This is a genomic window from Paenibacillus pseudetheri, assembly GCF_924513355.1.
Taxonomy (GTDB): domain Bacteria; phylum Bacillota; class Bacilli; order Paenibacillales; family Paenibacillaceae; genus Paenibacillus_AQ; species Paenibacillus_AQ pseudetheri.
Window position 1 is genome coordinate 13,397 of the sequence record NZ_CAKMAB010000030.1, and the last position, 21,425, is coordinate 34,821.

Sequence of the window (21,425 nt, forward strand, 5' to 3'; positions counted from 1 at the left end):
ATGATGAATTTTATAAAAGATCAACTAGCAGATTACGGTGTAAGCGAACAAATGACAGGTTATCTTTCGAATATAATCATGGTCTTATTTATAGCACTACTCTCTGTACTGGCCAATTTAATAGCTAAAAAAATCGTGCTGAAGATAATTATTCATGTCATTAGTAAGGATCGGTATGCATGGGATAATATCGTTTTGGAGAAAAAAGTGTTTCACAAGCTGTCGCATCTCGCGCCAGCCTTCATCATTTATTATTCTGCGTCTATCTTTCCGCTATATCGGGTTTTTATTGAAAAATCCGCCTTAACTTATATGATTATCGTAACTATCACGGTGTTTGATGCACTACTTAATGCCATCGATGCTATTTATCGCTCGTTTGAGGTCTCCAAAATTAGACCGATCAAGGGGTACATTCAGGTTGCAAAGATTATTCTATTTATCATTGGTGCTATTGTGGTGATCTCTAACCTCATTGGTCAGAATCCTTTGATTATTCTCAGTGGTCTTGGAGCCTTATCGGCTGTTCTAATGCTAATCTTTAAGGATTCCATATTAGGCCTGGTTGCAGGTGTTCAATTATCATCTAATGATATGGTGCGTGTAGGTGACTGGATCGAAATGCCTAAATATAATGCGGATGGTGATGTAATTGACATTACATTGAATACGGTAAAGGTTATGAATTTTGATAAAACAATCACCATGATTCCTAGCTACGCCCTCATTTCAGACTCGTTTAAAAATTGGAGGGGCATGCAAGTATCTGGCGGCAGAAGGATTAAACGAAGCGTTCATATCGATACCAGCAGCATATGCTTTTGTACAAAAGAAATGATGGAGGAATTTCAGAAAATTCACTACCTTACCGATTTTATAAAGGCAAGATTAAATGAAATTAATATTTATAATATCGAACATCAAATCAATACGGAGAGTAAAGTAAACGGAAGACATCTTACGAATGTTGGTGTATTCAGAGAATATATCCATGAATATCTTAGGAATCATCCTAAAATTCATAAGGATATGACGCTGATCGTCAGACAGCTAGCGCCAGAGGATAATGGGCTGCCCTTAGAAATCTACGCGTTTAGCAATGACACTAACTGGGTGGTGTATGAATCTGTTCAAGCTGATATCTTTGATCACATTTTTGCCGTTGTACCGATATTTGGGCTTCGTGTCTTCCAAAACCCAACGGGCCATGATATCGCTCGCTTAAAAGAAAGCAAAGAGTATTCGTCAGGATACTGAAGATAAGGTAAGAGGTCGTTTATGCAGGGGAAGGCATTTCTTAATATCAGAAAAAAAGCGACCATCGTGGTCGCTTTTTTACGTTTTTTGCATTTTGGAAAGGATCATAAAACGTGCGGTTTATTGGGGTTCGGACATAGCTGACGACTCTAATGAAAGTTCCCGGATTCATTTTCTGAGAATTTTCCATCGCTGTCATGCAGAGCTTGTTTGCGGCGATCATTACGGGCTTGCTGCTGCTGTTGGGCCTCCAGGCTGTTTACAGGTGTGGCTTCCAGTTCTTTTACTGTGTTGATTAGATTCTTGTCTGGTTGATTTTTGCTCAATTGAAAGCTCCTCCCTTGATTATCTAATGGTTGTGAATTTTATTATGTGCTGGGTACTGTCTGGCTATTCGTGTTGTATTTTCACAAGAGTCTAGATACATTGCTGAGACTACGTGTGTATCAATGAACTGTCCTATAATCATCTATACAAAGTCAAAAGGTTGTATCATGCTTATATAGAGTTAGATTTTGAAATTGAATTATTCGGCTCGGGAGAGCAATTGGTATCTGATTATGAGCGCCATGAAACTCCATTCCATATTTTAATTTTGGATATTGAAATGGGGGGGATGAATGGGATTCAAACAGCCTGAAAAATAAGAGGGTTAAATAACTTGGATGAACAAATTATTTTTCTGACAAGCTATCCTGAATATATGGTGGAAAGTTTTGATGTCATGACATTCCAGTATTTGGTAAAACCCATTGCTCCTTCGATCTTGGAGGAGAGAATGATCAAGATTATGCCAATACTTTCAAGCACTTGATAAAAAGTTTATGGTTATCAAGTCAACCTATGAAGAAATCGTTTTAAAATATGATGACTTCACCTAATCCTTTTAAAAATATTTTACTTGCTGAATTTAGCAAGTAGGCAAAAAGGAAAAACGGAAAACCCGCGCAATACAAGGGGGTTTTGCACCCCTATTGCGTTTCATTGGTGTTTCAACACCTTTACCGCTACTCACCGAGCTGGTCTTGTTTCCGCTAAAGATACCCATTAGCGATATCAAAATCCCTTAAATATGTACAGCAAAAAACCTTGAATTAACAAGGTTCTTTAGTAGGTATTTTCATATCGTTAAACTCAACCGTTGAACATTCGCAACAGTGTAACGATGTCTTTCACAGAATTAGTTGCCTGTTCTTTCAGTTTTGTCCTTTCTTCAATGGAGGAAGGTAATTGAATTTGCAGCACCGTACAATTTGTAGCCGAGCATAGCTGTCGTTCGAATTCTAGCTAACGATGATCCCGATTTCCAACGCTTTCTGGATGGCTTCTTCCTTGTTGCGTACTCCTAGCTTAATATAGGCTGAGGAGGCGTAGTTTCTGACCGTGCCGACCGACAAATACACCTTGGACGCTATCGTCTTGTACCCGAGCCCTTTGGCAACAAGCTGCAATAGTTCTATTTCCCTGTAAGTCAGGTCATAGTCGTTGACGGCTTTCAGTTGCGTTGATTCGACGCTCTTATCGAGCTTCTCGAATATTTTATGTGACATTCCCTGATCGATTAATGTGCCTCCTCTGTGAATAAGCCGGATGGTATCGGCCAGCTCTAACGGTTCAGTTGATTTTAGCAGGAAGCCGTCCGCACCGCTGCGCAGTAAGTCCAATGCTTGCTCCGCATCCTGGAAAGTCGTGAAAATCAATACGCGGATATGCGGCCATTGTTGCTTGATCATTTTGGTTGTCTCGGCTCCATTCATGCGTGGCATATCCAAATCCATTAGCACTACGTGGGGCTGGAGGCGTCCGCACAGATTGACGGCTTGTTCGCCATCCTCTGCCGAGCCGACTACGTTCAAGTCTTGGTACTTGTCGAGCAGCATCTGCAGACTTTCCCGAATAAAAGGTTGGTCGTCGACGATCAACAGCTGAATAAGGTCGTTCTCCATTTCCGCTTGTCGCGGCAACGTACAGGTGACAAGCGTACCTTCCCCTGGTTTTGTATAGACGAACACTTGACCTTGCAAATTCATGGCCCGCTCCTTCATCGCGTTCATGCCGAAGCCCTCCTGCCATTCTTCCATCCCTCTTCCGTTGTCATGCACCTCCAATCTTGTATCTTGGTGCCCAAATTGCAAAGAAACGGTGATATCCGTCGCCTGACCGTGACGAACCGCATTCGTAAGCGACTCCTGCAAGCAGCGAATGAACGCCATTTTCGCTTGTCGGGACAGTCGGGACTCCTCTCCGAACGCACGAAAGCTTACCTCGACCCGGGCATGCTCCTGAAATTCAACTCCAAGCTTTTGCAGAGCTTGGACCAAGGAAAGCGACTGTTGTGGAGACTCCATTTGATGTAAGTAGCCCCTCACTTCCTCTATACTTTTGCGACCCAACTCAAGCAAGGAATCCAGCCTCTGTATACCCTTTCCAGTAGCAAGCTCGGAGCGGAACGCTTCCATTCCCATGATGATGGAAGTATATGCATGACCGACAGTATCGTGAAGCTCTCTCGACAGCCTGTTTCGCTCTTCTGCCAGCGTAATACGCTCGATTTGGGACATATATTGCTCAAGCACCGCGTTTTGCTTGCGGATCGTTTCATTTTGCCGATGATTGACGGTCAATAAATGAAAAGCGAATCCCATCACATAAGCAAGTCCGTAGTAGATTACCATGAGCCAATAGCTGTAATTTGGCGAAACAACATAAAAAATTCCGGGTATTACCAAGACCGTTGCTGGTGCCGTCCAATGATAGGACAGACGAGCGCTATTCGCTGCGATCAGAAAGACTGATACAAGAAATGAAGGGAAAGCTTCTGGAAACAACGAGGTTAAATGCACGCATAGCCCGCCAAAGAGCAGTATCTCTGTGAATAAATAATATTTGTAGTTGAGCAGCAAGCAAACCCAGGGAATGGAGAAAGCGGCAATCTCCCAAAAAATAACGATCCATAAAGGCAGCGCTATACCTTCCTGAAACCTGATCGTCGTGAGAATGAGCGAAACGCTAGTAATAAGGCGGAGCCCAAGCATAATCCAATCGTACCAAAACCATTTTTTGACCATTTCCAACAATTCTTTCAACCCCTAAGCAGCTATCTGTTTGTTTCCTATAGTATTATTAACCAAACCTTTGTGCAGTGTATAATTGGCTGTTTACGCTCCGTCACCTGCATAAAGGTCGGAAAAAATAGCTATCGGTCTAGCTGTTGAATCATGGTTCGCGTATAACCTCCGAATGTTTTCGCCAACCGGTCACCCAACTTGACGCTTATTGCGGCAAGCACCGCTCCCAGAACCATGGTAAGGAGTGATTTCGCAAAAGTATCTACTTGCATGAAAATGATATTCATATCGATGTATCGATACAAAATTGGTGCCAATAGGAATGCAAGCGGTGTTAAATAGAGAACGGCTACGCTGACGAGACTGACGAGTCCGATCCCCAACTTCTGCATTAACCAAAAGACGGCGAGCCAATTGCGACGATCCGTAAGTTCTAATTTGGCATGAACCCAAATCGATGCATCCGTTGGTATTTTTTTGTCGTAAGGTGCTGTCGTAATATCTGTATAAATTTTCGTCTGCGTGCGTTCGAATTGGATGAAGGTTGTCGTAGTTCGCAATACTCGTGTAAATAGTGGAATGCCGATTACTATAAATGAAAGACTTAAACTGAACGACAGAGCTACCATATAAAAGCAAAAGTAAAACAAACCTGTAATGAAAGTTAATAATAAAAAACAACCATTTTGGATGAAACCTGATTTCATAAGGTTCATCGCTCCTCTCCGTGTAATAGCGGTATTGTATGGTTTGGCTTCTTCCGTCAACCGCACCAGTGTAAAAATGTTATGTGACATTCAGAATATATCCAACCTGCTTAACCTCAGCAAAAAAAGTAAACGCCATAGGCGGAAACACTTTTCTGAAGTTGTTAATGCGATCTGACTACGGGTTTCTATAGGTGAATCAGCTCCTCTTTAAAAAATAGGTTGGTGTGGTTGCCTACTGCTCAATAATAACCGCACAGCTGTCACTCCACAAAGTGACAACATGTCATCATTTGCTTTGTGATATGTTGGCGCTGATCGATTCGTTAGCGAGCATTGCATCACATGAAATCGTGAAGAGTTGTAACTAGCTTAAATGATAGTGAGTGAGTGACAATTGGACTACTGAAGACGACCCAATATGCTTGTATGCAGACAGAGTCGTACTTCAAAAAAATCCATGAGGTGAATACAATGAACAAAAGAAGAAAAATGATTTACGGTGGAGTTGCCGTAATGTTAAGTGCAGCAATTCTAACTGCAGGTTGCAGTACGAGACCAGCTGAAAAGTCGGATCAAATAGGAACAACCCAACCAGTTGAGACAGCTCAAATATCTCAAAATAATATTGCAAAATCACTTGAATTGCAGGCGAAGCAACTGAAGACGGTAGATCCAAAACAACCATTGGATGATTTAAAACCGCTAAAAGACATGATAGGGAATGCAAATTATGTTGGTTTAGGAGAGGCTACTCACGGAAGCTCGGAGATTTTTATGATGAAGCATCGCCTCGTAAAGTATTTGGTCACTGAGCTAGGATTTACCAATTTTGGGATTGAAGAGGATTGGGGCAACGGTTTAAAGCTGAACGAGTATATTCAAACGGGAAAAGGCGACCCTAGGGAGTTTTTGAAGCTGTTGTACCCAACTGATGAGATCGTCGCTATGGTAGAATGGATGCGGGAATACAACTCTGATCCAGTAAATAAAAAGAAAATTCAATTCATCGGACTCGACTTAAAAATGCTGGATCAAAGTGTCTTCGATAAAGTGATCAACTATGTAAAGGAGCATCATCCTGATTTGCTGCCCGAAGTCGAGCAAAGCTACAAAGAGTTGTCATCGGTGGCAGGTAATCTACAGGAATATATGAAGCTGACTACTGAAGTGAAAGAAAAGCATATGGCTAATGCGCAAAAAGTAGTCAAACTACTTGAAGACAAAACGAAGTCGAATAATAAGACTGATTCACACGAGCTAGCTTGGGTAAAAGGGACGGCTAAGGTGATAGAGAATTTCTCGAAGATGGTGATTCCGGCTGACTATTCGAGCATGGTGAAGCTGCATGATCAGTATCTAGCCGAGCATGCTGTTTGGGCTCAAGAAAAATTTGGCGGCAAAACGATAGTTTGGGGGCACAATATTCACATAGCTAAAGGTGTTATCACTGAGAAGATGTATCCTAAAGTCGCCGGGGAGTTTCTGAAAGAACGTGTAGGTAATCAATATGTAGCAATTGGCTCCACCACCACGGAAGGCAAATTTACAGGATTTACATCATTCAGTGAAAATAAGATTGGAGCGGATACCATTCAGAAGAACGAGAACAGCTCCAATCATATGTTTGGACAAGTTCATTACGATCAGTTCCTGTTAGATCTCCGCAAATTGAATGGAGCCGCGCAGCAATGGGTAAAAGAAAAGCAGCCATTCTTTGATGGCGGTGCACAGATCATTCCTAACGTACCGCAATATGATGATGATGTTTCCCTTCAAGAGCAATTCGACATTATGGTTCATATCCAAAAAACGACCCCTTCGCATATCAATTAATATGAAATAAAAAAGCGAAGGTATCGGAAATGATGCTTATGTATACGGTTGAGGATTGCTTCTTAGATATGTTGGTAATTTGGAAGTAAGAAATGTGGGTGTGATGTTATTTCTTGACGATGGCATTTCAATGGACACAGGAAATGCGAATGTATGGGTGCATAATAATGATATTTTTTATGGATCAGCAGGGGGCGATGCGGACCAAGCCAAAGGTCACGGATCTACGGACCTCAAAAAAGGATCAACGTACTTTACCATCTCGTACAACCACTACTTTGATTCCGGAAAGGCTGCTCTAATCGGACTAAGTGAGTCTGCTGAATTCTTTGTTACCTTCCACCATAACTGGTTCGATCATTCGGACTCCCGTCATCCGCGGATCAGAGTGGCCCTTTTTTCGTGTTCATTTAGAAGCAGGTAAAAGATTGGATAGATTGCAAGCTCAAACCAGTGTAGACCCAAAATCTTCCGTTCCACTGAAACCCCGCAACCGAGGTGCGTCCTACGAAAACCGGGTAAAACCAGAATTGATTTCTATTTACGAGCCAAACGTACGTATTCCGAAACAAACAGCCAGCAATTGCTCCCGGGTCCGACAGCAAGGGGCGAGACCGCAGATTGCTGAGGGATGAATTCCGGGGGAGGTGAGCTGGGTGCCGTAAGCCCCGGTTGCCCGGGTTGCCCTGCGGGGCTTGGAGGTGATAAAAATGACATGATCTTGTCACTTCTTAATGAATAGGCTAAAACATTGTATGTAGGAGCGGAGATAAGTGAATGGGCGTATCGTCAGGAAAAATCACAACCATGCGCGGTTGTGATTTTTCCTGTTCCTCGATGTGGCTGGGACTCACTTAGCTTCTTCACATAGATCGGAGACTGCTTTGTTTTTGGTTAGTTGTAATAAAAGGTCATAGAATTGTTTTCTTTGCTCTAACGAAAGGTTCTCCAGCATGTTGTCAGCAACTGTATCTTGGAAAGCAAGGACCTGCTCAATCGTGGATTGTGCAAGCTCCGTAAGCTGGAGCAGCGTAGCCCGCCGGTCGGTTGGATCGGGAATTCTAACGAGGAGCTTATCCTGCTCAAGTGCATCAACAAAATCAGTAACGGTGCGTGCTTTGATCCCTAACTTAACAGCTAACTCATTCATACGGATATTGCCTGTTTCGGCAACGACTGAAAGCAGACGTAACCTGGGACCGGAGAGATGATAAGGTGTATTAAGCGCTAATAACTGGGATTGAAATTCTGTTTTAATGTAGTTAGTTGATCTCATTAATATGTGGATGACGTCTATCGCCTTGGGGTGATCTGTGTTCATGGATGTAGTACCTCCTTGACTTTATTGTCAATTTTTTATTCTTTAATTCATGCAACGGTGATTATGTGTGTACTCTTAATGAGTATACTCTCATAAGGTGTATCCAGCTATACTTCCATGTAAATGATATAACTTGACATGTAAGAAAATAATGAGTATCCTCAGTAATATATAATACTGAGGATACTCATTATTTATTTTTTACTTATAGTTCATTATGAATTTAATCGGGGAAGAGGTTTAGATCATGACGTATACATCATCACAAAATGCAGATAAGCTGCTGAAAATACTTGTAGTTACCTTAATATTCTCGGTTATGAACGGTACGATGTTCAATGTAGCTCTTCCTGAAATAGGCAAAGAATTCAATCTCGTTCCCTCGCAGGTAAGTTGGATTATGACCAGTTATATGGTGGTATATGCGGTGGGTTCCATCGTCATGGGGAAATTGGCGGATAAATATCGGTTGAAGGATTTGTTAACGTATGGACTGCTTATATTCGCTCTCGGTTCATTAATAGGTCTGCTTGCTGGTGAGTTTTGGATTATTATTCTGGGCCGTGTAATTCAAGCTGCCGGTGCCTCTGTTCTTCCTGCAACCGCCATGATCATTCCGATCCGATATTTTGCTCCCGAGAAGAGGGGAAGAGCACTTGGGACTTCTGCGGTTGGGTTAGCACTTGGTAATGCTTTGGGACCGGTCGCTGCAGGCCTTATCACCAGCTTTGGAAGCTGGAGACTCATGTTCGTCCTTTCCTTGCTTCCGCTACTGACGCTTCCTTTCTTTAGAAAGTATTTAGATAATGTGAGAGGGAAGGCAGGAAGTATTGATGTCCTTGGTGGCGGGTTACTAGCTGCAGCAGTTGCAATCTTCTTGCTTGCCATCACACAGACGCAAGTGTGGCTGTTCCTTGTAGGACTTGTTTTGTTAGCTTTATTCATCATTCGGATTCGGCAAGCAGTCGAGCCCTTTATTAAACCCGTTTTGTTCCGTAACAAAACCTATTCGATCGGGTTGCTGCTTGCCTTTGCGACGACAGCTATGAGCTTTAGCATGACGTTCATGACACCACAATTTCTAGCAACAGTGAATGGCCTACCGCCTTCGACCATTGGATTTGTGTTAGTGCCAGCTGCAATTGCTTCAGCTATCATGGGACGCAAGGGTGGCAGGTTGGCTGATGATCGCGGTAATTTCGCACTTGTATTCGTGGCTTCGGTATTATTATTTCTTGCCTTCTCCCTACTCTCTACTTTTATTGGGGTGTCAGCTTACTTTATTGCCATCATTTTAATATTAGGGAACGTAGGCCAGACTTTCATGCAAATCTCGATGTCCAATACGATTTCACGGACGCTGCCCAAAGAGGAAACAGGAGTGGGCATGGGATTACTATCTATGATCAATTTTATCTCTGGCGCGATGGCCATGAGTGTAGTCGGGAAAATGCTCGACAGAGGTACTGCTGCTGTGCATTTTAATCCTTTGAATACTAATACTACAGCCCATGTGTATAGTAATATTTTTCTCGTCATGTCCCTAGTGATTATTGCGGTATTTGTGATTTACCGTTATCAGTTTGGTACGGGTGCTCCCGGGTCGATGAAGAGTAGGAAAAAAATAGGGGTTTAAATATTGGGGCATTCTTTTCCTTATTGAACGAAACGCTGTTAAGCGTCGCTTTTCCTCAATTAATGATTGAACTTGGTGTCTCGGCATCGACGATGCAATGGCTCACAACGGGGTATATGCTGGTTGTTAGCAAACACTGGGGTGACTTTCCAAGCCTTTTGATGTTCTGAAGTTAATCAAGCAAATAAAACCATTTTATGGTATATTTTTTGCGATGGATGTTATAACTTGGGAGCTGCATAAAGATGATAGGGAATACGACAGGGAATGCGACAGACAAAGAACGGACGATATTTGATCATGCTGGAAATACGATTAAGACAGAAGATCGAGAGATTCGAATTCTTGCCAAGTATGAGGAACCGCTGGTTGTCTTGCTAGGAAATGTGCTTAGCGATGAGGAGTGTAATGAGTTAATTGAATATTCTAGGGAACGATTGCAACGTTCAAGAATTGGTGAAGACCATGCGGTCAATCCAATTAGAACGAGCAGTGGTGTGTTCTGTGAGGAGAATGAGACGGTAACAAGAATCGAGAAACGATTCTCTCAAATTATGAATATTCCTATTGAGCATGGTGATGGCTTGCAAGTTCTGCTGTATATCCCTGGCCAAGAGTATTTACCCCATCATGATTTCTTCACACAAACGAGTCGAGCAAGTAGCAATAATCGAATTAGTACGCTCGTGATGTATTTGAATGATGTAGAGGAAGGTGGAGAAACAGCTTTCCCTATGCTTAATTTAACAGTAAGTCCTAACAAAGGTATGGCGGTATATTTCGAATATTTTTACGATAATCATGAATTAAACGAGTCCACCTTGCATGCAGGTACACCAGTGATCAAAGGCGAAAAGTGGGTTGCAACGATGTGGATGAGAAGACAGGTCCTTCGCTCATCATAGAGGTATGAACATGTACTAAGTTCCACATGGAGTATTAGCAAAGACACCTTGAAAGGTGTCTTTTTTCATTTTAACGGCAATGCTACTCCACCAAAACACCATTAATGAACGTCATAGTTTTATCTTTGAATTCGAGGATAAACCTATTTGGATAATCCAGATCGGTTTGAATCTCCGTCCCTAGCATAACTTTTTTTCCTACATCATCAAAGGGATTGTGAATCAAGCCTCTAGGGGTATACCTAGTTTCGGAACCGATCACATTATTATTTTCATCGCGGATAAATTTGTTTTTTCCTGAGAACACCAAGTCCTTGCCGTTTTCCAAAGTCAGATGAACTTCCAGACGAGTCTTTGTCTTCTGATAATCGATGGTCACATCTTTAGAGGACACAGGGAAGCCAATCACAAAAAGTCCAATAAGAGCTGCAGCTAGTATGACCACCGTTAAAATGGAAAAGACGAGGGTCTTTATATTTTTTGTTTTCACCTTTTTAAAATAGTTAAGTTTGTTAACCTCTTCTTTGTCAACAATAGGCACGTTTAGATTTGCTGTTGCGGTCATTTCGTGATATGACTGAAGGCAGCTTTCGCAGGTTTGCAGATGTTTTTCAATCTCTTCGTTGCTATGTAAAGAGGTTAGCTTTTCGATATAGGAGGGCAATAAATCCTGAATGATCTCGCATTTCATGAAGATCTTCCTTTCATCAATTTTTGTTTTCCACGGTAAAAGGTAACTCTTGCCCAGGTTTCATCCCTTCCGAGAATTTCACCAATTTCCCGAAAGCTGAATTCTCCGGTCAAACGCAGATACAATACTTCCTTGGTATTTGGATCAAGTAAATGAAGCTGTTTAAATAACTCCATTTTGTCTTGAGCTAAAATGAATTCAGTTTCTGTTGAATTTGCGTTAGAAAAAGGAGGGTCTTCTAATTCACAAGTCTTCCTTTTGTTATGCTTGTCCAGCTCCTGATACCACACATGCTTAGCAATCTGACAAAGCCATACATATACTTTGCAGGTTCCATCGTATTTGTGTATGGACTTTATAGCTCTATAAAAGGTTTCTTGGGTAATTTCTTCTGCCAGTAAGTGATTATGACAAAAACTAAATACGAATTTATATACTTGGGTTGAATATTCCCTGTATAATTCCTCGTTGTCCTGCATCCGTTCACCTCCTCATGTTATATATCCGTAAAAAGCTATAAACGTTACAGCCTTTTATAAACCTTTTTGAAATTAAAATCTTTATGAATTTAAGTATATGAGGGACCTGAAATTCAAGAGGAATAAACATCATCATAAAGGACTTTGCGGGGAATGTCAGGATTTAAATGAGTATGTTCTGAAGAGGTTAGCCCATTGAGCCGATTAGGCATATTCCATTGCTCTATAAATCGAAAAAACGGACATCATTGGATGTCCGTTCTTTACTTATTTTTCTCTATTTTCCACTAGGCAATAATTTATTCAATAAGATCGCAGCCAATGAAGCCGCTAGGATAGGTGAGCCCAATAAATATTGCACGAATGAAGGCAAGGAATGCAAGTAGTCGCCAGGAATGAGTACCAAAGCTAACGTGATAATCATCGGTATTGCGATAATATACATTTCTTTTTCGCCAATCGTTACATTCTTCATCACCTGCACACCATTAATTGCGATGATCCCGCAGACGATAGCGAAGACCCCGCCAATTACAGCAGATGGAATGGAAGAGATCAGAGCAGCTAATTTACCAGAACAACCGAAGAGGACAAACCATCCTCCTACAGCGAGGAAAACTCGACGGCTGGCAACACCTGTGATGGAGATAATACCCGCATTGGTAGAATAGCCTGTAACAGGCGTTGAGCCGAGTGCAGAAGCAATAAGACAACCAATCCCCTCACCAATAACCCCTTTGTTAATATGTTCGTCTGTTAAAGGCTTATTGATTACGTTGCTGACAGCAAACCAGGTACCTGTTGTTTCAGCTAGCAGTACGAGATAAATAATGACCATGGTGATAATAGCCGAAAAGTTGAACGAGAATCCGAAATCTACAAAAGCGATGCGCGGCATGCTAAACCAGTTCGCTTTGCTGATCGCTGAGAAATCTAACACACCCATTACATTAGCAGTAATACATCCAACTACTAACGCCATCATGACGGAAATAATTCGGAAGATAGATCCTTTATTACGGAACATAGAACCGAGAATCACGAATAAAAGGAGTGTACCTGCTGAAATAAGGGCTAACAAAACGTTCTGATTGATTGAAGCGCCTGAAGCTCCATAGATATTGTCTCTTATAGCAACAGGTAATAAAGAAAGACCAACTATGAATATGATCGTACCACCTACAATGGGTGGGATAAAGTTCTTAACGATTTTATTAAAGATCCCGACATAGCCCAAAATAATAACTAGAATCGCACCGATTAAACTGGCTCCTAACACGGAGCTCCAACCCAGCTCCCCGCCGCCACTAGCGGCATAAATACTGACGATTGCACCAAGCGGAACATAAGAAGGGCCTTGCGCGATAGGAAGCTTCATACAGAAATAAGTCTGCACAATCGTTGCAAGTCCAGCAGCAATAAAGGTGGATTGAATTAACGCGCTTGACTGATTCGGCTGTAAGCCGATTAACATTGCAATCAGGAAAGGAACCACATAAACGTCCATTGCCAATACATGTTGAAAGCCTAGAATGATGGATTTACCGAAGGAAACTTTTTCATCAGGTAGAACGGTTAATAGTTGTGACTTCAATGGCGCTTGATCTTGTACGTTTGCTTGTGTTTCCACTCAGATGCCCACCTTATATTTTCTAGTTTTATCGATCCTTAACGTGAATGAACCTTTTCACCCTGTACCCAGACTTCACGGATATTCTCAGGTCGAGCTAAATACATCATTTTTTGAAATATGTCGTGTAAATCTTCATTCCCATCAAAAATAGGCAATCTAGCCGATGGTATTTGCGTATCAATAATTTGTACATCCCATGTATAGCCTTCTAGTATCCGACCGATAGGTAAGCTTAAACTTTTACCACCGCCAGCAGTAGCAAGATAGAAAGCTTCATCAATCTTAATCCGTGATCCTAGTAATCCACGCTCTTGTGCAGGAAGGGAAGGATTAACGCCATCCTCTAGCATTCTTGAAGACATTACAGCCTGTCTTATGTTATCGAAGAGACTAGGTGAAAAACCTCCGGAAATATCAGACCCTAAACCAATCTCTACTCCTTTGGAGTGGAAATGAGCGATTGGGATGACACTATTGGCAAAATAAGCGTTCGATATCGGACAATGCGCAATAGCCGTTCCTGTCTCTGCAAATAACTCTACATCGTCTTCTTCTAAAAAATTACAATGTGCCATGACAGATTTATCACGGAGCAGACCGAAATCATGCAAGGCAAAAGCATCGTTCTTCTGGAATCGTTCTTGTACATAACCATGTGCCCAATCACTTTCACTACAGTGCGATTGAATATGAGTATCATATTTGGCGGATAAGTCTCCTAAACCTTGCAAAGCCTCATTTGTACAGCTAGGAATGAACCTAGGTGTCACTACTGGATAAACGCCTTGCTTAGTAGATTTGGCTAGTTCTTTTACCGCTAGTATAAATTCTTCTGTATCTTTAAGTGCGGTGTCGGTGTCAGTGTCGCGATAGTATTCTGGGTTTCCTTGAGGGTCGTCCATTACCACTTTTCCAACGAGTCCGCGTTGCCCTTTATCCGCACATATTTGGGCTAATAGTAAACTGGCTTCTTTATGCACCGTTGCAAAATAAAGGGCTGTAGTAGTTCCGTTCGCAAGTAAAGTATCAACCACATCATCGTAGACCTTTTTAGCAAAATCCAGGTCCGAGAACTTAGACTCCAGTGGGAAGGTGTACGTATTTAACCAATCATAGAGTGGAATATCTAATGCAGTTCCAGATTGAGCCCACTGCGGGGCGTGAACATGCAAGTCGATAAAGCCAGGCAAAAAATACTGACCTTCAGCTAATCGATGGAAGTTGTCTTGGCCTTGATAAGTAGCTAGTAAAGTTTGATAGTCGGGTTCTTCTGGTGAGACGATCTTTTCTATCATTCCATCTGTATTAATGCAATAGAGGTGGTTTTCTAAAATTTGAATTTCCTTTGGTGATTTGCTTGAAAATGAAGTACCTAGGAATATTTGCATATATTCAGTCATTTTTTCCGCCTTAATGTTCGTCTTTTGGTGTTCGTTTGTTATTATAATCCGTAAAAAATGATAAGTCTATACCTAAAGTCGAACGAAAATGAATATTGGGGCTGGCTTATGCTCTAATTAGATCAAAATGTATGAATTTACATACGTTCTTCGGCAATCCCATTCGGAGAGACTTCGAGGATAATGTACTATTTCGCTTGTTATCATTACGTAAAATGTATGCGGTTACTTACTTATGCTATAATACATATAGATAAATTAGGTCTAGCGCTTAAGAAAAATGGGTTAGGAGTGTTACTGAAATGAGAAGATACAACTTTTGGCGTCCGATCATGCTAATTATTGTCGCGTTGCTTACGAGAAGCCTGGTGACTAACGTATGTATTTTGTTTGGTATGCAGACTGAAGTTGCGAGTAGTATAGGTACGCTGGGCATGGTCATCGCCGGTTTAGTGATGTATAATCGCATGAACATTCGCCGTCGAAAATAACGAATAAATTTCTAGAATCCGATCCATCCGGTTGAAGTTATGCCCTAATTCCATTATAGATATCGGTGACTAAGAGTAAGACTGGGGAATTTTTCTCGGTCTTATTTTTTTTGTTTTGTACAAAATAGAGTTAAGCGATCACCTTATCGAAAAAAGTGTCTCCTATTAATATTTAAAATACGGCAAAGTAAATGCAAAAAAATAAAATTTTGGGAGTGGGAAAATGGTATTATCGAGGGAATGTGATTACTCATCAAAAGTATATTTAGAAAAACTCAATGCCTATTGGCGTGCGACGAACTATATTTCCGTAGGTCAACTGTATTTGAAAGATAACCCGTTGTTAAAGGAGCCGATCAAGGATGCAGATTTAAAGATTAAGCCCATCGGACACTGGGGCACTATTCCTGGCCAAAACTTTATTTATGCCCATTTGAACCGTGTAATTACTAAATATGATTTGAACATGTTCTATATTGAAGGTCCTGGCCACGGTGGTCAGGTTATGGTTTCAAATTCCTATCTGGATGGTAGTTACACTGAAATTTATCCTGAAATTACGCAAGATATCACAGGTATGAAGAAATTGTTCAAACAATTCTCATTCCCCGGTGGAATTGCTTCACATGCCGCTCCTGAAACACCTGGTTCTATTCATGAGGGCGGCGAATTAGGTTATTCTCTTTCTCATGGTGTCGGTGCCATACTGGATAATCCCGATTTGATATCGGCTGTTGTGATTGGCGATGGCGAGGCTGAAACTGGACCACTAGCTACTTCATGGTTCTCCAACAGATTCATCAACCCAGTTACCGATGGTGCGGTCCTGCCGATCTTGCATATGAACGGATTCAAAATCAGTAACCCAACGATCTTATCTCGTCAATCGAAAGAAGAAATTACCGCCTACTTTAAAGGTATGGGGTGGCAACCATTCTTTATTGAAGGTGAAAATCCTGACCTAATGCATCCAGAAATGGCCAAGGTGCTCGATACTATCGTCGAAAGAATTGAAGAGATTCAAAAAAATGCCCGTGAGAACAATGATCTTACTCGCCCGGTCTGGCCAATGCTGGTCTTCCGCTCTCCTAAGGGCTGGACAGGTCCAGAGCAATGGGAAGGTATACCCATTAAAAATTCGTTCCGTGCCCATCAGGTGCCAATTCCGGTTGACCAAAAAAATATGAAATACGCGCCAGCGTTGCTGGAGTGGCTGAACAGCTATAGACCTGAAGAATTATTCGACGACAATGGCCGCTTGAAAGCTGAAATTGCCGAGATCCTGCCTTCAGGTGACAGCCGTATGGCAATGAATCCTGTAACTAACGCCGGCAACCTGATAAAAGATCTACATTTGCCAGATTACCGCAACTTTGCGCTTGATAATTCCGTACCAGGTCAAGTTTTTGCACAAGATATGTCCGTTCTGGGTAAATTCCTGAAGGAAGTTATTTCTCTTAACGAAGGAAATCGCAATTTTAGAATTTTCGGACCGGATGAAACGATGTCTAATCGTCTGGGGTCTATCTTTGAAGTAACCAAACGGCAATGGCTGGATCAAATTATGGAACCAAATGATGAATTTCTCTCATCTTATGGACGTGTTATCGATTCTCAATTGTCCGAGCATCAGGCAGAAGGTTTTCTTGAAGGGTATGTGTTGACTGGCCGTCATGGTTTCTTTGCAAGTTATGAAGCTTTCTTGCGTGTAGTCGATTCTATGATTACTCAACACTTTAAATGGCTGCGTAAGGCGACGGATCAAAGCTGGCGTGCAGATATCCCATCCTTAAATGTGGTGGCAACTTCAACGGTTTTCCAACAAGACCACAATGGTTACTCTCACCAAGATCCAGGTATATTAGGTCACTTAGCTGACAAGAAGTCTGAATTTGTCCGTGAATATTTACCTGCGGATGCGAACTCCTTGCTGGCTGTCTTTGATACTGTCTTAAACGACCGTCAAAAAATAAACCTAATCGTTACGTCAAAACAACCGCGACTACAGTGGTTTAGTGCTGACGAAGCACAAGAATTGGTTGGAAAAGGTCTGGAGATTATTGATTGGGCAAGCACCGATCAAGTTGGAGAACCGGATGTTATCATTGCTTCTGCCGGTACAGAACCAACAATTGAAAGCTTGGCAGCAATCTCCATCCTGCATGAGAAACTGCCTGAGCTTAAGATTAGATATATCAACGTGGTGGACTTATTAAAACTGAGAAGTCGAAAGCAGGATCCGCGTGGCTTATCTGACGAAGAGTTTGATCAGTTTTTTACAAAAGATAAACCTGTTATTTTCGCTTTCCACGGTTATGAAGGTCTGATTAGAGACTTTTTCTTTGAGCGTCATAACCATAACCTGCATGTACATGGATACCGTGAGAATGGGGACATTACAACTCCATTCGATATGCGTGTATTGAATCAGATGGATCGCTTTAACCTGACGAAGGAGACTATTCTCAGCTTGCCTGATGCGGATGAGCATAAGACCATCTTGGATGAAATGGATGCGATCCTTAAGAAACATCATCAATACATTCGTGAAGAGGGGAATGATTTACCAGAAATAGAGAACTGGGTGTGGAAGCCACTGAAATAAAAGCATGGTGTAACGGGTGTGGTGAAGTAAAAGACATCTTAGGGTGTCTTTTACTTTTCATACTAATTTTTACCTTTGACAGAATGAATGCGATTTCATATGATAAATGTAACCGGTTACCTAGGTGTCGACAATCATAAAATCATATATACTTGTTGCATCTTTAAGAAGAATTTTATTTTTTTTAGAATATGTAACCGGTTCCACGCACCGCAAGAGGAGTCTCATCCGTCATTATTTCTCCAAACGAGCATGAAGCAGAAATGCTTATGAAGTCCCCTGGTTTTCGCGAAGAGTACAAAGAAAAGCTAATTGTCACAAACGGAAAAGATGGAATTATTTATTGAAAAATGGAGAAAATATTTTCATCAAAGCGCCAGAGGTTTAAGCAGTAGATACCATGGGTGCAGGGTCGGTGCTCAAGGAGGGATGCCTTTTTTAAAAGAGCTGAAACAATTCATGGGCTGAGGGTATACAAGGGGGCGATTCTTGAATGCTAAGAAAAGAAGCAAACGCATTAACACCACAGATGTATGCTGAGCTTCGCCAAAAAGTAGATTTTCAAGAATATTCATTAGAAGATGTCGCAAAGGCCTTAGAAAAGACGCTATTTTCAGTTGTTATATTCGATGATCATAAACCAATTGGTATTGGTCGAATTGTCGGTGACGATAGAATTGTGTTCTTCATTAAGGATGTAGTAGTTGATCCTGAATACCAGAAGCAATCAATTGGATATACTATTATGCATTCCTTAATGAATTACATTCAGGAAAAAGCGTGCGAGAATGCATATATAGGTTTAATGGCTACGCCGAATACAGAGAAATTCTACGAGAAATTCGGATTTATTCAACGTCCTAATCAGGATTTTGGCCACGGAATGGTTAAATTTGTAGATAAATCATATAAAATTGATAACCCGATGGAGGATAAATAATATGTTAAAAAGACCGATTATTATTGATACAGATCCTGGGATTGATGACGCAGTAGCTATAGCTATTGCTTTGTATAGTGAAGAACTTGATGTCAAGCTAATCACAACTGTAGCAGGGAATGTAGGCGTAGACAAAGTAACAAACAATGCATTAAAACTGCTGAAATATTTTAAAAAGGAAGTTCCCGTTGCCATGGGTGCGGCTGCCCCGCTGATTAGAACACCTCAAGATGCGAGTAATGTGCATGGTGTTAGCGGAATGGAAGGTTTTGATTTTGAAGAACCTACAAATGATCTCCTGCTTGATGAGAATGCAGTTAATGCCATGTATAAGGTGATTAAAGATAGTGCAACCCCGATTACGCTTGTTCCGATTGGGCCGCTTACGAATATTGCATTATTGTTGAAAATTTATCCCGAAGTAAAAAATAATATTCAGGATATCGTTCTAATGGGGGGATCAGCCTCTAGAGGAAATATGGGTGTAATGTCTGAATTTAATATTCATGTGGATCCCGAAGCTGCAAAAATTGTCTTTGATAGTGGACTTCCAATTGTTATGGCAGGGTTAGACGTTGGATGGAAAGCGCTTGTATTACCAGAAGACTCTGCTCAATTAGAAAACATGAACGATGTCGGAAAAATGATTCATAGCCTCTTTAAGCGGTACCGGGGCGGCAGTATGAAGACAGGATTGAAAATGTATGATAGCTGTGCTATTGCCTATTTGTTAAAACCAGAAATGTTTGAAACGACTGATACTCACGTGGATATTGAACTGAACGGCAGTATGACAGCAGGAACAACAATCGTTGATTTGAAAGGATATTTAGGTAAACCTAATAATGCTAAAGTGTGTCTTGATATTGATCAGCAATTATTTCGACAATGGTTATTAGATAGCTTGAGAAAGTGCAACTAACGAACTAAACCAACTAAATGGGGGACAGCGCGATGGACATAATCATGTACGGCTCAGCGATTCTGGCGATTGTTATTATTGTATATATGTTAATAAAGCAGATGGATATTAAGATTACACTATTCTTCATTGGTATTGTTCTAATGTTCATTGGAATATTAATGGGTAATGGAATTAGTGCTAAAGGGTTTGAATCTTCGGGTGCTGTATGGTTAGATCCATTGGTAGCCATAGCAGACCAGTTTAAATCTTCACTCACTTCTGCTGGTTTTATCATTCTTATTCTTGGTGGATATACAGCATACATGTCCTATATTAATGCGAATGATGTGACCGTCAATGTATTAACGAAACCACTGGGTAAAATTAAATCGGTGTATATTCTTGTGCCAGTGGTCTTTTTGCTAGGTAATTTGCTGTCTCTTGTTATACCAAGTGCCTCAAACCTGGCTATAATCTTACTTGCAACATTATTCCCTGTATTGAAAAAAGCTGGAATGACAACGTTATCCGCAGCTGCGATTATTGCTACATCTGCGACCATCGTACCAACGCCAATGGGTGGGGATAACGTGGCAATTGCAACTGAATTAGCACAATATGCTGATTATGCGGGTTTGACCGTAACAGACTATGTATTCCGTTACCACGCGTTAGTCTCCATCCCTACATTATTAGTAATGGCTGTTGTACATTATTTTTGGCAAAAACGTATGGATAAAAAGATGGGAGTCGACACAGAACATGCAGAAGTTGAACTAAAGGATGTTAAGTTAGTGGAAGGTGGAAAACTGTTTACAACGGTTTACGCTTTGTTGCCAGTGCTTCCTATCCTGTTTTTGATCGTGGTATTTATACTTCAATCTGCATCTAGTGTGACTATTAATATAAGCGTTGAGGTAGTTGCCTTATTATCTTTCGCTATTGCAATTGTTTGTGAATTAATCCGTAAAAGGAATGCAAAGCAAGTGTTGGATGGTACAGAGCATTTCTTTAAAGGCATGGGCAGCGCAGTTCCAATTGTTGTTCTGTTGGTTGCGGCTTCTGTATTCGTTACTGGATTGAAATCGATTGGACTTATTGAATCCTTGGAAACAGCGATGACCGGTATTCACGGCTCCAGTCTTGGATTTATTCTTCCACTCATTCTCGTTGGCTTGACTGCTCTAATTGTTATTTTGAGCGGTAGCGGTACGGCGCTCTTCTATTCGATGATTCCTTTATTGGTTCCTCTTGCTAACGCTGCGGGTATTAACCCGATTGCAGTTACAGTGCCAATGGGTCTTGCAGGTAACCTGTTTAGAGCAGTTTCTCCAGTCGCGGCCGTTGTTCTTATTGTTGCTGGCTCCGTTAAGAAGAATCCGATTGAGATTGTAAAACGCACATCTGTGCCAATGATTGTGGGTGTAGTCTTTATGTTCATCCTGTCCATGATCGTATTTTTATAACTAGGATATCCGGCGTAGCATAGTTCCTGTTCTGGCTCCATTAAGTATTCAGAAGGGGATGTCCCATAGCCAATGTTCATGGCTAT

19 protein-coding genes and 2 pseudogenes are annotated in these 21,425 nt (G+C 41.3%); 12 read left to right on the forward strand and 9 right to left on the reverse strand.

Features of this window, described 5'->3' with window-relative positions:
* The first annotated feature begins 3 nt into the window (after window positions 1–3).
* Window positions 4–1,257 carry a mechanosensitive ion channel family protein gene (locus L1028_RS21775; protein WP_234539728.1) on the forward strand — a complete coding sequence of 418 codons (1,254 nt, stop codon included), beginning with the start codon at window positions 4–6 and terminating at the stop codon, window positions 1,255–1,257.
* A gap of 149 nt (window positions 1,258–1,406) precedes the next feature.
* Here L1028_RS21775 and L1028_RS21780 read toward each other — a convergent pair whose 3' ends face one another.
* Window positions 1,407–1,583, reverse strand: coding sequence for a hypothetical protein (locus tag L1028_RS21780; protein WP_234539580.1), 177 nt, complete (start codon window positions 1,581–1,583; stop codon window positions 1,407–1,409).
* Between the two features lie 182 nt (window positions 1,584–1,765).
* Between L1028_RS21780 and L1028_RS21785 the strand changes: the two are divergent.
* Window positions 1,766–2,129 (forward strand): annotated as a pseudogene (locus L1028_RS21785) (LytR/AlgR family response regulator transcription factor); the annotation flags it as partial.
* Window positions 2,130–2,540: 411 nt separating this feature from the next.
* Here the strand turns inward: L1028_RS21785 and L1028_RS21790 are convergent.
* A complete protein-coding gene (locus L1028_RS21790; protein ID WP_234539585.1) occupies window positions 2,541–4,334 on the reverse strand; it encodes a helix-turn-helix transcriptional regulator in 1,794 nt (597 codons plus the stop codon).
* 119 nt (window positions 4,335–4,453) lie between these two features.
* The gene (locus L1028_RS21795; protein WP_234539731.1) at window positions 4,454–5,032 is read right to left on the reverse strand and encodes a sensor domain-containing protein; all 579 of its coding nucleotides are present in this window, start codon (window positions 5,030–5,032) and stop codon (window positions 4,454–4,456) included.
* 474 nt (window positions 5,033–5,506) lie between these two features.
* On the opposite strand from L1028_RS21795, the gene L1028_RS21800 reads away from it, so the two are divergent.
* Both L1028_RS21800 and L1028_RS21805 read left to right on the forward strand, forming a co-directional pair.
* Window positions 5,507–6,868 carry an erythromycin esterase family protein gene (locus tag L1028_RS21800; protein WP_234539587.1) on the forward strand — a complete coding sequence of 454 codons (1,362 nt, stop codon included), beginning with the start codon at window positions 5,507–5,509 and terminating at the stop codon, window positions 6,866–6,868.
* 103 nt (window positions 6,869–6,971) lie between these two features.
* Window positions 6,972–7,292, forward strand: a complete 321-nt coding sequence (locus tag L1028_RS21805; protein ID WP_423803074.1) for a pectate lyase family protein — start codon at window positions 6,972–6,974, stop codon at window positions 7,290–7,292.
* Here L1028_RS21805 and L1028_RS21810 read toward each other — a convergent pair.
* Both L1028_RS21810 and L1028_RS21815 read right to left on the reverse strand, forming a co-directional pair.
* A pseudogene (locus L1028_RS21810) lies at window positions 7,279–7,552 on the reverse strand (hypothetical protein); the annotation flags it as partial. The gene L1028_RS21805 and the pseudogene L1028_RS21810 sit on opposite strands and share 14 nt — an antisense overlap.
* 166 nt (window positions 7,553–7,718) lie before the next feature.
* The gene (locus tag L1028_RS21815; RefSeq protein ID WP_234539590.1) at window positions 7,719–8,189 is read right to left on the reverse strand and encodes a MarR family winged helix-turn-helix transcriptional regulator; all 471 of its coding nucleotides are present in this window, start codon (window positions 8,187–8,189) and stop codon (window positions 7,719–7,721) included.
* 247 nt (window positions 8,190–8,436) lie between these two features.
* On the opposite strand from L1028_RS21815, the gene L1028_RS21820 reads away from it, so the two are divergent.
* Window positions 8,437–9,825 (forward strand): MFS transporter, encoded by a 1,389-nt coding sequence (locus L1028_RS21820; protein WP_234539592.1) that lies wholly within the window; start codon window positions 8,437–8,439, stop codon window positions 9,823–9,825.
* 248 nt (window positions 9,826–10,073) lie between these two features.
* Window positions 10,074–10,730: a 2OG-Fe(II) oxygenase gene (locus L1028_RS21825; protein ID WP_423803075.1), complete on the forward strand. Its 657-nt coding sequence runs from the start codon at window positions 10,074–10,076 to the stop codon at window positions 10,728–10,730.
* A gap of 82 nt (window positions 10,731–10,812) precedes the next feature.
* Here the strand turns inward: L1028_RS21825 and L1028_RS21830 are convergent, their stop codons facing one another.
* The 4 genes from L1028_RS21830 to guaD form a co-directional block, all read right to left on the reverse strand.
* Complete coding sequence (locus tag L1028_RS21830; protein WP_234539596.1) at window positions 10,813–11,421, reverse strand: zf-HC2 domain-containing protein; 609 nt, start codon at window positions 11,419–11,421, stop codon at window positions 10,813–10,815.
* The gene (locus tag L1028_RS21835; protein WP_234539598.1) at window positions 11,418–11,900 is read right to left on the reverse strand and encodes an RNA polymerase sigma factor; all 483 of its coding nucleotides are present in this window, start codon (window positions 11,898–11,900) and stop codon (window positions 11,418–11,420) included. Before L1028_RS21835 ends, L1028_RS21830 begins: the two co-directional genes overlap by 4 nt.
* Before the next feature lie 277 nt (window positions 11,901–12,177).
* Window positions 12,178–13,530, reverse strand: a complete 1,353-nt coding sequence (locus L1028_RS21840; protein WP_234539601.1) for a uracil-xanthine permease family protein — start codon at window positions 13,528–13,530, stop codon at window positions 12,178–12,180.
* A gap of 38 nt (window positions 13,531–13,568) precedes the next feature.
* Window positions 13,569–14,933: a guanine deaminase gene (guaD, locus tag L1028_RS21845; protein ID WP_234539604.1), complete on the reverse strand. Its 1,365-nt coding sequence runs from the start codon at window positions 14,931–14,933 to the stop codon at window positions 13,569–13,571.
* 302 nt (window positions 14,934–15,235) lie between these two features.
* Between guaD and L1028_RS21850 the strand changes: the two genes are divergently transcribed.
* From L1028_RS21850 to dcuC, 6 genes are all read left to right on the forward strand, one after another.
* Window positions 15,236–15,424: a hypothetical protein gene (locus L1028_RS21850; protein ID WP_042184077.1), complete on the forward strand. Its 189-nt coding sequence runs from the start codon at window positions 15,236–15,238 to the stop codon at window positions 15,422–15,424.
* Window positions 15,425–15,647: 223 nt separating this feature from the next.
* Complete coding sequence (locus tag L1028_RS21855; protein WP_234539608.1) at window positions 15,648–18,029, forward strand: phosphoketolase family protein; 2,382 nt, start codon at window positions 15,648–15,650, stop codon at window positions 18,027–18,029.
* Window positions 18,030–18,359: 330 nt separating this feature from the next.
* Window positions 18,360–18,497 carry a hypothetical protein gene (locus L1028_RS21860; protein ID WP_234539610.1) on the forward strand — a complete coding sequence of 46 codons (138 nt, stop codon included), beginning with the start codon at window positions 18,360–18,362 and terminating at the stop codon, window positions 18,495–18,497.
* Window positions 18,498–18,522: 25 nt separating this feature from the next.
* The gene (locus L1028_RS21865; protein WP_234539613.1) at window positions 18,523–18,969 is read left to right on the forward strand and encodes a GNAT family N-acetyltransferase; all 447 of its coding nucleotides are present in this window, start codon (window positions 18,523–18,525) and stop codon (window positions 18,967–18,969) included.
* A gap of 1 nt (window position 18,970) precedes the next feature.
* Window positions 18,971–19,891 carry a ribonucleoside hydrolase RihC gene (gene rihC, locus L1028_RS21870; protein ID WP_234539616.1) on the forward strand — a complete coding sequence of 307 codons (921 nt, stop codon included), beginning with the start codon at window positions 18,971–18,973 and terminating at the stop codon, window positions 19,889–19,891.
* Between the two features lie 32 nt (window positions 19,892–19,923).
* Window positions 19,924–21,339 carry a C4-dicarboxylate transporter DcuC gene (dcuC, locus tag L1028_RS21875; RefSeq protein WP_234539621.1) on the forward strand — a complete coding sequence of 472 codons (1,416 nt, stop codon included), beginning with the start codon at window positions 19,924–19,926 and terminating at the stop codon, window positions 21,337–21,339.
* The last annotated feature ends 86 nt before the right edge of the window (window positions 21,340–21,425 follow it).

Coding starts and splice junctions, on each gene's coding strand:
- L1028_RS21775 (WP_234539728.1), top strand. CDS start 4: ATGAATTTTATAAAAGATCAACTAGCAGATTACGGTGTAAGCGAACAA.
- L1028_RS21795 (WP_234539731.1), bottom strand. CDS start 5,032: ATGAAATCAGGTTTCATCCAAAATGGTTGTTTTTTATTATTAACTTTC.
- L1028_RS21800 (WP_234539587.1), top strand. CDS start 5,507: ATGAACAAAAGAAGAAAAATGATTTACGGTGGAGTTGCCGTAATGTTA.
- L1028_RS21805 (WP_423803074.1), top strand. CDS start 6,972: ATGTTATTTCTTGACGATGGCATTTCAATGGACACAGGAAATGCGAAT.
- L1028_RS21815 (WP_234539590.1), bottom strand. CDS start 8,189: ATGAACACAGATCACCCCAAGGCGATAGACGTCATCCACATATTAATG.
- L1028_RS21820 (WP_234539592.1), top strand. CDS start 8,437: ATGACGTATACATCATCACAAAATGCAGATAAGCTGCTGAAAATACTT.
- L1028_RS21830 (WP_234539596.1), bottom strand. CDS start 11,421: ATGAAATGCGAGATCATTCAGGATTTATTGCCCTCCTATATCGAAAAG.
- L1028_RS21835 (WP_234539598.1), bottom strand. CDS start 11,900: ATGCAGGACAACGAGGAATTATACAGGGAATATTCAACCCAAGTATAT.
- guaD (WP_234539604.1), bottom strand. CDS start 14,933: ATGACTGAATATATGCAAATATTCCTAGGTACTTCATTTTCAAGCAAA.
- L1028_RS21850 (WP_042184077.1), top strand. CDS start 15,236: ATGAGAAGATACAACTTTTGGCGTCCGATCATGCTAATTATTGTCGCG.
- L1028_RS21855 (WP_234539608.1), top strand. CDS start 15,648: ATGGTATTATCGAGGGAATGTGATTACTCATCAAAAGTATATTTAGAA.
- L1028_RS21860 (WP_234539610.1), top strand. CDS start 18,360: ATGGAATTATTTATTGAAAAATGGAGAAAATATTTTCATCAAAGCGCC.
- L1028_RS21865 (WP_234539613.1), top strand. CDS start 18,523: ATGCTAAGAAAAGAAGCAAACGCATTAACACCACAGATGTATGCTGAG.
- rihC (WP_234539616.1), top strand. CDS start 18,971: ATGTTAAAAAGACCGATTATTATTGATACAGATCCTGGGATTGATGAC.
- dcuC (WP_234539621.1), top strand. CDS start 19,924: ATGGACATAATCATGTACGGCTCAGCGATTCTGGCGATTGTTATTATT.